Source organism: Streptomyces sp. NPDC047108, from assembly GCF_040643575.1.
GTDB lineage: Bacteria > Actinomycetota > Actinomycetes > Streptomycetales > Streptomycetaceae > Streptomyces.
Window position 1 is genome coordinate 1 of record NZ_JBEYUP010000039.1, and the last position, 12,587, is coordinate 12,587.

At 72.1% G+C, this 12,587-nt stretch carries 2 protein-coding genes; both read left to right on the forward strand.

Annotation, left to right across the window (positions count from 1 at the left end; all coding sequences use genetic code 11):
- Window positions 1-18 precede the first annotated feature (18 nt).
- Window positions 19-9,510: an SDR family NAD(P)-dependent oxidoreductase gene (locus tag ABZ822_RS32415; protein WP_360862036.1), complete on the forward strand. Its 9,492-nt coding sequence runs from the start codon at window positions 19-21 to the stop codon at window positions 9,508-9,510.
- A 72-nt stretch (window positions 9,511-9,582) separates the two neighbouring features.
- Window positions 9,583-12,587, forward strand: a 3,005-nt coding sequence (locus ABZ822_RS32420) for a type I polyketide synthase (protein ID WP_360862038.1), incomplete at its 3' end; no start/stop codon positions are given.

The following is a 12,587-nucleotide window of genomic DNA, read 5'->3' on the forward strand; positions in this document are numbered from 1 at the left end:
GCTTCGGTGGAGTCGCTGGTGCTGCGGGAGGCTGCCGGTGATCTGGTGGGTGGCGACGGCCGCCGACGCGACCACCTCTTCCAGACCGACTGGGCCCCCGTACTGATCGACACCGCTGTGGCCGGTCCGACGTACGGTCCCGACCTTCCCGGCGAGCTCCCGGCCACGGCGGTCGAGCCCGGCACGGACGTCCTGGTACGTGTGGAGCGGCCCGCCGGGGACACCGTCGAGGCCGCGCATGTGGCCGCGGCCGATGCGCTGGCCCGCGTTCAGGAGTGGCTGGCGGAGGAGCGCTATGAGGGCGCTCGCCTGGTGATCGTCACCGAGGGAGCCGTCGCGCTCGACGAGAACGCACCGGATCCGGTCCTCGCAGGGGTGTGGGGCCTGGTCCGCGCGGCGCGTACGGAGGCACCCGACCGTTTCGCGCTGGTGGACGTGGACGGCGCGGACGCGTCCTGGGGTGTCGTGAGGACGGCGCTTGCCTTGGGCGAGCCGGAGCTGGCGGTGCGCGGTGGCGCGGCCTACGCGCCTCGGCTGGGGCGTGTCACGGCCCGTGGTGAACTCGCCGCGCCTGCAAGGGAGTCCGAGAGTGCCGCCTGGCGGCTCGACGTCGTCGAGAAGGGCACGCTGGAGGGGCTGGCGCTGCGGCCGGTTCCGGAGGCGGAGGCCGTACTCGCGCCGGGGCAGGTGCGTGTCGGGGTGCGGGCGGCGGGTGTCAACTTCCGTGATGTGCTGAACGCGCTCGGGATGTATCCCGGTGACGCGAAGTACTTCGGTCTCGAGGGCGCCGGTGTCGTGACCGAGGTCGGGCCGGGTGTCGTCGAACTGGCCGTCGGTGACCGCGTGATGGGTCTCTTCTCGGGTTCCTTCGGTCCGGTTGCGGTGGCGGATGCGCGGAAGGTTGCCCGGATTCCCACGGGTTGGTCGTTCGCGCAGGCAGCGACGGTGCCTGTGGTGTTCCTGACGGCGTACCACGCTCTCACCGACTTGGCGGGTGTGCGGTCGGGGGAGTCGGTGCTGGTGCATGCGGCGGCCGGTGGTGTGGGTATGGCTGCGACGCAGTTGGCGCGTCATCTGGGTGCTGAGGTGTTCGGTACGGCGAGTGTGGGGAAGTGGGACACGCTGCGCGGCCTCGGTTTGGATGATGCGCATATCGCTTCGTCGCGGGATACGGACTTCGAGCAGGCTTTTCTCGCTGCGACCGGTGGTCGTGGTGTGGATGTGGTGCTGGACTCCCTCGCGGGGGAGTTCGTGGACGCGTCGCTGCGGCTGTTGCCGCGTGGTGGCCGGTTCCTGGAGATGGGCAAGACCGATGTCCGGGATGCCGTTGAGGTTGCTGCCGAGCACTCCGGCGTGAGGTATCAGGCGTTCGACCTGATGGACGTGGAGCCGGAGCGGATCGGGCAGATGCTGTCCGAGCTGGTCTCCCTCTTCGAGCTGGGTGCTGTGCGGCCGCTTCCGGTGACGTGCTGGGATGTGCGGCGGGCTCCGGACGCGTTCCGGTATCTCTCCCAGGCGCGGCATGTCGGCAAGGTCGTTCTCACCGTTCCCGCGCCGCTGGATCCGGAGGGCACGGTACTGGTCACCGGTGGCACCGGTGGCCTGGGCGCGCTCGTCGCCCGGCACCTGGTCACCGAACATGGCATCAGACACCTCCTGTTGGCGAGCCGCCGCGGTCTGGATGCCCCCGGTGCTCGTGAACTCGTAGCGGATCTGGCCGACTTGGGAGCGTCGGTCGAGGTGGCGGCCGTGGATGTCGCCGACCGGGACGATCTCGCCGCCGCGCTCCACGCCATCCCCTCCGACCGCCCGCTGACCGCTGTGGTGCACATGGCCGGTGTCCTCGACGACGGCGTGGTGGTCTCGCTGACTCCGGAGCGGCTGGCCAGGGTGATGCGGCCGAAAGCGGACGCCGCGGTGCATCTGCATGAACTGACCCGTGAGGCCGACCTGTCGGCGTTCGTGGTCTTCTCCTCCGCCGCGGGCACGTTCGGTGGTGCGGGGCAGGCGAACTACGCAACGGCCAACGCCTTCCTGGACGCCTTTGCCGCGACCCGCCGTTCCTCAGGCCTGCCGGCGACGTCTCTTGCCTGGGGCCCGTGGGCGCCTGGCGCCGGTATGACCGCCGATCTGACCGGGGCCGATCTGCGGCGCCTGTCGCGGAACGGAATGCTTCCGCTCGCTCCCGAGCGGGGCCTCCGTCTGCTGGACACCGCGCTGGAGCTGGGCGCTGGTCTGGAGCGGGCCGCCGTGCTGCCCGTGGATCTGGACATCGCGACCCTGCGCGGGCGGACGTCGGACGACGTACCCCCGCTGCTGCGGGGCCTGGTCCGGGGCCGCGCCCGCCGCAAGGCCGAGATCGGAACGGCCGGAGACGCCGCGGGGCTGCGGCAGCAGTTGCTCTCCCTTCCCGTGGTCGACCGTGAGCGCTTCCTTCGGGAATTCGTCTCGGAGCAGTCGGCGTCCGTACTGGGGCATGACTCCGCGCTGCAGGTCGAGTCGGGGCAGGCGTTCAAGGATCTCGGCTTCGACTCGCTCACTTCGGTCGAGCTGCGCAACCGTTTGAATGCCGCCACCGGCATGCGCCTGCCCGCGACCCTGGTCTTCGACTACCCCACACCCGCCGCCCTGGCCCACCACCTCCTGGCGGAACTGTCCGATGAGGAGGACGAGGTCGTCGCCTCCGATGCGGTGCTGCCTACGGTGGTGAGTGCGGGCGACGATCCGGTGGTGATCGTGGGGATGGCGTGCCGCTTCCCGGGCGGTGTCGAGTCGCCTGAGGATCTGTGGCGGCTGGTCAGTGAGGGGAGCGATGCGATCGGTGGCTTCCCGACCGATCGTGGCTGGGATCTCGACAGTCTCTACGACCCGGAGCCCGGGACGCCGGGGCGGACCTACGTCCGTGAGGGCGGGTTCCTGCATGGCGCGCCCGAGTTCGATGCGGCGCTTTTTGGGATCTCGCCGCGTGAGGCGTTGGCGATGGATCCGCAGCAGCGGTTGCTGCTGGAGACGTCGTGGGAGGTCTTCGAGCGGGCGGGTATCGACCCGGAGGTTCTGCGTGGCAGCCGTACCGGCGTCTTCGCGGGTGCGATGGCTCAGGACTACGGCTCCTTCCTGCGCGCGGCCGAGCTGGACTCGGGCGGCTATCTCATGACCGGGAACACGGGCAGTGTGGCGTCGGGCCGTATCGCGTACACCTTCGGTTTCGAGGGTCCCGCGGTGACCGTGGACACGGCGTGCTCGTCGTCGCTGGTGGCGCTGCATCTGGCCGCGCAGGCGCTGCGCTCAGGCGAGTGTGATCTGGCGTTGGCCGGTGGTGTCACGGTCATGTCGACACCGGAGACGTTCCTGGAGTTCTCGCGGCAGCGGGGGCTTGCGTCGGACGGTCGGTGCAAGGCGTTCTCGGACGGTGCGGACGGGACGGCGTGGGCCGAGGGTGTGGGTCTGCTCCTGGTGGAGCGGTTGTCGGACGCGCGCCGCAACGGGCACCAGGTGCTGGCCGTCGTACGCGGCAGTGCCGTCAACCAGGACGGTGCGTCGAACGGTTTGACAGCGCCGAACGGCCCGTCGCAGCAGCGGGTGATCCGCCAGGCCCTGGCGGGTGCCGGTCTGCACCCTGGCGACATCGATGCGGTGGAGGCGCACGGCACGGGAACCCCGCTGGGTGACCCGATCGAGGCGCAGGCCCTCATCGCCACCTATGGCCAGGATCGTGAACAGCCTCTGTGGCTGGGCTCGTTGAAGTCGAACGTCGGTCATACGCAGGCTGCTGCGGGTGTCGGCGGTGTGATCAAGATGGTGATGGCCATGCGGCAGGGGATCCTGCCGCGCACCCTCCACGCTGAGGAGCCCTCCTCGCACGTCGACTGGTCGGCCGGTGAGATATCCCTGCTCAAGGAGAACGTGCAGTGGCCGCGGCCGGATGACCGTCCGCGCCGCGCCGGTGTGTCGTCCTTCGGGATCAGCGGCACCAACGCCCACGTCATCCTCCAACAGGCCCCGACGGGCGAGACGGTCGGTGCCGACGACACCGCCGGCCCCGGTACGGACGGACTCGCCGCACCCCTGCCGATCTCCGACACCTCTGCCGTCCTCCTGCCGCTCTCCGCCGCGGGACCCCGAGCGCTGCGCGCCCAGGCCGAACGGCTGGCCGCCCTCCTCGCGTCGGACGCGGAGCTGTCGCACGCCGACATCGGGCTCTCCCTCGCGACGACGCGTTCCGCCCTGGAGCACCGCGCCGTGGTCCTGGCCGCCGACCGGCAGCAGGCCCTGCACGGCCTTGAGGCGCTGGCGCGGCAGCACGAGTCGACCGGCTCGGTGGTCACCGGTACGGCGGCCGCCGACGGCATTCGTACGGCGTTCCTCTTCGCGGGCCAGGGTTCCCAACGCCTGGGCATGGGACGGGAGTTGTACGAGACCTACCCGGCCTTCGCCGAGACCTTCGACGCCGTCTGCAAACATGTCGACCAGGAGCTCGAACGCCCCCTGCGGGAGGTGGTGTTCGGCGAGGACGCGGAGCTGCTGAACCGTACGGAGTACGCCCAGCCGGCGCTGTTCGCGCTCGAAGTGGCGCTGTTCCGGCTGCTGGAGAGCTGGGGCGTCCGGCCGGACGTCCTGATGGGCCACTCCATCGGTGAGCTGGCGGCGGCCCATGTGGCCGGTGTGTGGTCGCTGGCCGACGCGTGCCGTCTCGTGGCGGCCCGGGGCCGGTTGATGCAGGCGTTGCCCGAGGGCGGGGCGATGGTCTCGCTCCAGGCGTCCGAGGAGGAAGTGGCGCCGCTGCTGGAGGGACGCCAGGCCGAGGCCGGCATCGCAGCCGTCAACGGCGCCGAGTCCACCGTGGTCGCCGGCACGGAAGCGGCCGTGGAGGAGATCGCCGCGTACTTCCGGGACCTGGACCGCAAGGCGACCCGGCTGCGGGTCAGCCACGCGTTCCACTCCCCTTTGATGGAGCCGATGCTCGACGACTTCCGTACGGTCGCCGAGAGCCTCACGTACGACCGTCCGCAGCTGACCCTCGTCTCCGCGCTCACCGGGGACCTCGCGGATGACGCCGACCTCATGTCGCCCGACCACTGGGTGCGGCACGTGCGTCACGGAGTACGGTTCGCCGACGGCGTCCGCCGCGTGCACGCCGAAGGCGTGGACAGCTGGCTGGAGTTGGGCCCCGACAGCACCCTCACCGCGCTGGCCCAGGCGGAGACGGGGGCCGACCCCGCCGGGCAGGCGCTCTTCGTGCCTGCCCTGCGCAAGGACCGTGGCGAACCCGGCACCCTGCTGCTCGCCGTCGCCGCGCTGTACGCCCGGGGTGCCGCGCTGCGCTGGCCGGCAGTGTTCGGCGGTACGGGCGCGCGCCGTGTCGACCTGCCGACCTACGCCTTCCAGCGGCAGCACTTCTGGCCGGGCGCGCCGGGTGCCGCCGCGGGCGACGCAGCCGGGCTCGGGCTCACGGCCTCCGGTCACCCGCTGCTGGGCGCCGAAGTCGCGCTGGCGGAAGGCACCGGGGCTCTGTTCACCAGCAGACTTTCCCTCACGACCCACCCCTGGCTGCTGGACCACTCGGTGGCGGGTGCCGTCCTCTTCCCGGGCACGGGCTTCCTGGAACTGGTGCTCCAGGCAGGTCTCCGCGTCGGTTGCGGACGCGTTGCGGACCTGACCCTCGAGGCGCCGATGGTCCTGCCCGAGCGGGGTGGCGTACGGGTGCAGGTTGCCGTGAGCGGCCCGGACGAGCCGGGGCGGCGCACCGTCTCGGTCTACTCGAGGGCCGACACGGCCGAGGCCGAGGGATGGGTGCGCCACGCCACCGGTCTCCTCGACGCGGACGGTACGGACGCGGCCGCCACCGACGGGGCGCCTGGCTCGGAGAGCTGGCCGCCCGCCGACGCCGCACCTGTCCCGCTGGACGGCTTCTACGAGCGTCTTGCGAACGAGGGGTACGCCTACGGACCGGTGTTCCAGGGCCTGCGAGCCGTCTGGCGGCACGGCGACGACATCTGTGCCGATGTCCGGCTGCCCGCCGACCATCATGGCGAGGCCGAGCGCCACGGGCTCCACCCGGCCCTGCTGGACGCGGCGTTGCACGCGTGGCTGGCCGCCGGGCGGACACCGGCGGAGGGCTCCACAGCAGCGGCGGACGGTTCCACAGCGGCGGACGGCTCCCCGAGGGTGCGGCTGCCGTTCGTGTGGAGCGGTGCCTCTCTGGCGGCGGTCGGGGCGTCCGCCGTGCGGGTGCGGCTTTCGCCGGTGGACGAGGACACGATCGCGCTGGCCGTCGATGATGCGGAAGGCCGTGCCGTCGCCCGTGTCGAGGCCCTCACGCTGCGGGAGTTGAGCGGGGACGTGCCGGCTCCGGCCGCGGGCGGCCCGAACGTACAGCGGGACGCGCTGTTCCGGCTGGACTGGAGCGCACTGCCCCCGCCGTCCGGACCCCTCCCGGACCCGGCCGAGCAGTGGGCCGTGGCAGGTCCTGAGGTGTCCGGGCTCCGCGAGGCCCCGGCCGGCCACTACCCGGACCTCGCGGCGCTGGCCGCCGCGGTCGACGCGGGAACACCGCTGCCGGGCGCGGTGCTCGTCGCCTGTGCCCCGTCCGCGGCGGACGACGCGGCTCTGCCGCCGGGCGTGGACAGCGCCGAAGCGCCGGAGACCGTGGAAGCGGCCATCGACGCGCTGCATCACACCCTTGCCGTCGTCCAGAGCTGGCTGGCGGACGACCGCTTCGGCTCCGCCCGGCTGGTGCTGGTGACTCGGGGGGCCGTGCCCGCCGACGGTGACCGGGCGCTCACCGACCCCGTGGCGGCGTCCGTTTGGGGACTCGTCCGCTCCGCGCAGTCCGAGCACCCCGGACGCCTGGTCCTGCTCGACCTCGCGCCCGCGGAGACCGCCGGCACCGACCAACTCACCGGCGCAGGCACCCGTACCGACGAGGCCACCGCCCTCACCGACCCGGCCACCGGTGCCGGCGGCGTCTCCACCCCGGCCGACCCGGCCCCTGCCCTCGCCACCGGCGAACCACAGCTCGCCCTCCGCGGAGGCGTCGTCCACGTGCCCCGGCTGGCCCCGGCAGGCACCGGCGGGGCTCTGCTGCCCCCGCCCGGTGAATCCGCCTGGCGGCTGGACGTCACCACGCCCGGCACCCTCGACTCCCTGGCCCTGGTCGCCTGCCCCGAGACCACCGGGCCCCTCGCCCCGGGCGAGGTACGGGTCGCGATGCGGGCCACCGGCGTCAACTTCCGTGATGTCCTGGTCTGCCTGGGCATGCTGGACCGCGAAGTGCCGGGCCGTGAGGGTGCCGGCGTGGTCCTGGAGACCGGTCCGGACGTCACCGGCCTCGCGCCCGGCGACCGGGTGCTGGGCCTGTTCTCCGGGGCGTACGGTCCGGTGGCCGTGACGGACCACCGCCTCCTGGCCCGGCAACCCGACGACTGGTCCTTCACCGAGGCCGCCGCGGCCCCCATCGTCTTCCTCAGCGCTTACCACGGCCTGGTGGACCTGGCCGATCTGCGCCCCGGCGAGTCCGTTCTCGTCCACGCGGGCACCGGTGGTGTCGGCATGGCCGCCGTCCAGCTCGCCCGGCACCTGGGCGCGGACGTCTTCGCCACCGCCGCCCCCGCCAAGTGGGAGACGCTACGGGCGATGGGGCTGGACGACGACCACATCGCGTCCTCGCGTGACGCGGACTTCGAGGAGAAGTTCCTGCGCGTGACCGAGGGACGCGGCATGGACGTCGTCCTCAACTCCCTCGCCCGGGACCTGATCGACGCGTCGTTCCGGCTGCTGCCGCGGGGCGGTCGTTTCATCGAGATGGGCAAGACCGACCTGCGGGACGCACGGACCGTCGCCGCGGAGCACCCAGGGGTGGAGTACCGGGCGTTCGACCTCAGAGACGTCGACCCCGACCACACCGCCGAGATGCTCAGGGCCGTACTCTCCCTCTTCGAGCGACGGGCGCTGCGCCCGCTGCCGCTCACGACGTGGGATGTGCGGCGAGCCCCGGAGGCGTTCCGGTACCTCAGCCAGGCCCGGCACGTCGGCAAGATCGTCCTCACCGTTCCCGAGGTGCCGGTCGACCTCTCCAGGACCCCCGCCGCCGACGGACGCACCGGGGAGGACACCGGGGGCGGGCGCGCCGCCGACCACGTCCGTACCCATGGGACCGTTCTGATCACCGGCGGCACCGGCAATCTCGGCGGAATGTTCGCCCGGCACCTGGTGACCCGTCACGGTGTCTGCCATCTGCTGCTGACCAGCCGCAGTGGCCCCGACGCCCCCGGCGCCGCCGCACTCGTCGCAGAGCTGACCGGGCTCGGCGCCACCGTCACCGTCGCCGCCTGTGACACCGCAGACCGGCAGGCCCTTGCCGGGCTGCTCGCCGCCGTCCCCGCCGAGCGTCCGCTCACGGCTGTCGTCCACACGGCGGGAATCCTCGACGACGGTGTGCTGGACGCCATGACGCCCGAACGTGTCGACCGCGTCGTGCGTGCCAAGGCGCAGACGGCATGGAACCTGCACGAACTGACCCGTGACCTGAACCTGTCGGCCTTCGTCCTCTTCTCCTCCGTCGCTGCCACGTTCGGCAGCCAGGGACAGGCCAACTACGCCGCCGCCAACGCGTTCCTCGACACCCTGGCCCACCACCGCAAGTCCCAGGGACTGCCCGCGCTCTCCCTGGCATGGGGGCTGTGGGACACCGGTGACGGCATGGCGGGAAGCCTCGGCGCCGCCGACATCCGGCGGATCGGCCGACTGGGTCTCGCACCGCTGACCGCGGACGAGGGCCTGGCGCTCTTCGACGCGGCCCTCGGCGCCGACCAGGCGATGCTGCTGCCCACGCGCCTCGACCTGGCCGGCCTGGAACGCCGAGGCGCCGAGCCGCCCGCCCTGCTCAGGGCGCTGGCCAGGACCCCCGTCCGGCGGGCCGCGGCCGACCCCTCTGCCGCGGCCTCCGGGACACGGAACGGCGACAGCGGTGCGGCGGTGTCCTTCACCGAGCAGCTGCGGCCGCTCAACGCCGAGGAACGCGAACGGGCCGCACTGGACCTGGTCCGCACCCACACCGCGGCCGTCCTCGGGCACGCCGACCCGGACGCGGTCGACGCCGAAAGCCCGTTCAAGACGCTCGGCTTCGACTCGCTCACCGCGGTCGAGATGCGCAACCGGCTCGGTGCCGCGACCGGGCTCACCCTGCGGGCCACCCTGATCTTCAGCTACCCGACCCCCGCGGTCCTTGCCCGGTACCTGCTGGAGCAGTGCGCGCCGCCGGAGGTGCGCCCCGGCGACATCCTCCTCGCGGAGATCGACAAGCTCGAAGCGGCCATGACCGGTGTGGACACCGGCCCCGGTGGCGCACCGGGCGACGACGGGCTGAACGACAAGGTGACCGCCAGGCTCCGGGAGCTGCTGACCCGGTGGACCGGCGGCTCGGAGGGGCCGACCGTGGCCGGCACCGGACTCGAATCCGCGACGGACGACGAGATGTTCGACCTCATCAACAAGGAGCTGGGCATCACGTGACACCGACCCCGTACCGCACAGGACCCGACGTCTTTGGAACCCCCTCGGGCTCCTCCTAGGAAGTGGCATCGAATGGCGAGCAACGAAGAGAAGCTGCGGGACTACCTCAAGCTGGTCACGGCCGACCTTCGTCAGACGCGTAAGCGTCTGCAGGACATCGAGGAACAGCAGCAGGAACCCGTCGCGATCGTCGCGATGGGCTGCCGCTTCCCCGACGGGGCCGACACCCCCGAGGCCCTGTGGCGGCTCCTGACCTCCGGCACCGACGCCGTCACCCCGTTCCCGGCCGACCGCGGCTGGGACCTCGAGGCCCTGTACGACCCCGACCCCGACCGGGCCGGCACCTCGTACGTCCGCGAAGGCGGCTTCCTGCACGACGCCCCGCTGTTCGACGCCGAGTTCTTCGAGATATCGCCCCGCGAGGCCCAGGCCATGGACCCGCAGCAGCGGCTGCTCCTGGAGACCTCCTGGGAGACCGTCGAGCGGGCCGGGATCGTCCCCGCCGCGCTGCGCGGCTCGTCCACCGGCGTGTTCATCGGTGCCATCGCGCAGGACTACCAGCCTCGCTCCGAGGACTCCCATGCCGAACTCGGCGGCCATCTCCTCACCGGCAGCACCATCAGCGTCGCCTCCGGCCGGATCGCCTACACCTTCGGCCTCGAGGGCCCCGCGGTCACGGTCGACACGGCGTGCTCGTCATCGCTGGTCGCCCTCCACCTCGCCGTACGGTCCCTGCGGTCCGGCGAGTGCGACCTGGCGCTCGGCGGCGGTGTGACCGTCATGTCCGGCCCCGAGATGTTCATCGACTTCGGACGGCAGCGCGCACTCGCCGACGACGGCCGGTGCAAGGCGTTCTCCGCCGCGGCCAACGGCTTCGGCCCCGCAGAGGGCGCCGGCATGCTCCTCCTGGAACGCCTCTCCGACGCCCGCCGCAACGGTCACCCCGTGCTCGCCGTGATCCGCGGCAGCGCCGTCAACCAGGACGGCGCATCCAACGGACTCACCGCACCCAACGGCCCCGCCCAGGAACGGGTCATCCGCGCCGCCCTGGACAACTCCGGCCTGTCCACCGGGGACATCGACGTCATCGAGGCCCACGGCACCGGCACCCCGCTCGGGGACCCCATCGAGGCGGAGGCGCTGCTCGCCACCTACGGCGACGCACGGCCCGACGAGCGGCCCCTGTGGCTCGGCTCCGTGAAGTCCAACTTCGGCCACACCCAGGCCGCCGCCGGTGTCGCCGGCATCATCAAGCTCGTGCTGGCCCTGCGCCACGGCCACCTGCCCCGCACGCTGCACGCCGACGAACCCTCGCAGCACATCGACTGGACGGCCGCGGACCTTCGGCTGCTCACCAGCGAGCAGCCGTGGCCCCGCAACGGCGACCGCCCCCGCCGCGCAGCCGTCTCCTCCTTCGGGATCAGCGGCACCAACGCCCACATGATCGTCGAGGAGGCGCCCGTCCCGGAGCCGCAGGGACCGCAGGAGCCTGCGGAGCAGGGCGAGCCGTTCGCGGCGCAGGACGGGACGCAGACGCAGGCCGCGTCCATGAACGGCGCCGGTCGCCCGCCCACCGGCGAACACCCCCTGCCCTGGGTCGTCTCCGCCCGCAGCCGCGCCGCACTCGGCGAACAGGCCGCACGCCTTCTCGGCCACCTCGACGACGAGCCCGCGGCCGACCCGGCCCGTGTCGGCCGCGCCCTGGTCACGACCCGCTCCAGCTTCGACCACCGGGCCGTGATCATCGGCCGTACCCTCGACGAACTGCGCGCCGGACTCACCGCGCTCGCCGCCGGTGAGTCCCACGCCCACACCGTCACGGGCACCGTCAGGGCCGGCGGTCGCACCGCCTTCCTCTTCACCGGGCAGGGGTCGCAACACCCCGGCATGGGGCGGGAGTTGTACGAGGAGTACCCGGCCTTCGCCGAAGCTTTCGACGCCGTCTGCGCACATGTCGACCAGGAGCTCGGACGCCCCCTGCGGGAGGTCGTGTTCGGCGAGGATGCCGATCTGCTGAACCGTACGGAGTTCGCGCAGCCCGCACTCTTCGCTGTGGAAGTGTCCCTCTTCCGGTTGCTGGAGTCGTGGGGTGTGCGGCCGGATGTGCTGATGGGGCATTCGATCGGTGAGCTGGCGGCGGCGCATGTGGCGGGTGTGTGGTCCCTTGCCGACGCGTGCAGGCTCGTCGTGGCGCGGGGCCGTCTGATGCAGGCGTTGCCCGAGGGCGGGGCGATGGCGGCGGTGGAGGCGTCCGAGGACGAGACCTTGCCGCTGCTGAACGACCGTGTGGGTCTTGCCGCGGTGAACGGGCCGCGGTCGGTAGTGGTTTCCGGTGAGCGGGATGCGGTGGAGGGGATCGCGGAGCACTTCCGCGTGCAGGACCGGAAGGTGTCGTTCCTGCGGGTGAGTCATGCGTTCCATTCGCCGTTGATGGAGCCGATGCTGGAGGAGTTCCGGCAGGTTGCCGAGGGTCTGGAGTACGGGGATCCGGCCATCGCGGTCGTGTCCGATGTCACGGGCTCGGCTGCCACTGCCGAGGAGTTGCGTTCGCCGGACTACTGGGTGCGGCATGTGCGTGAGCCGGTCCGCTTCGCCGATGGCGTACGTGCTCTGGGGGAGCGCAAGGTGGGCCGTCTGGTGGAGCTGGGCCCGGGCGGTCAGCTGACCGCGCTGGCGCAGGGGTGTCTGGACGGTGGAGGGCAGGTCTTCGTCCCGGTCCTGCGTAAGGACCGGCCGGAGGCGGAGAGCCTGCTCGCCGCCCTCGCTCACCTCCACGTCAGTGGTCTTCCGGTGCGTTGGGAGACGGCGTTCCCCGAGGGGGCCACCGGCCTGGAGTGCGAGCGGGTCGATCTGCCGACGTACGCGTTCCAGCGGCGGCGCTTCTGGTCCCGTGACACCGGCTCGGCGTTCGGGAACCTCGGTTCGGTGGGTCTGGGGTCGGCCGGACATCCCTTGCTGGGAGCCGCGATCGAACTGGCCAGTGGTGACGAGTTGTTGTTCACGAGTCGTCTGTCGTTGGTTTCGCATGGGTGGTTGCGGGATCACGTGGTGGCTGGGGTTGTGGTGTTTCCGGGGAC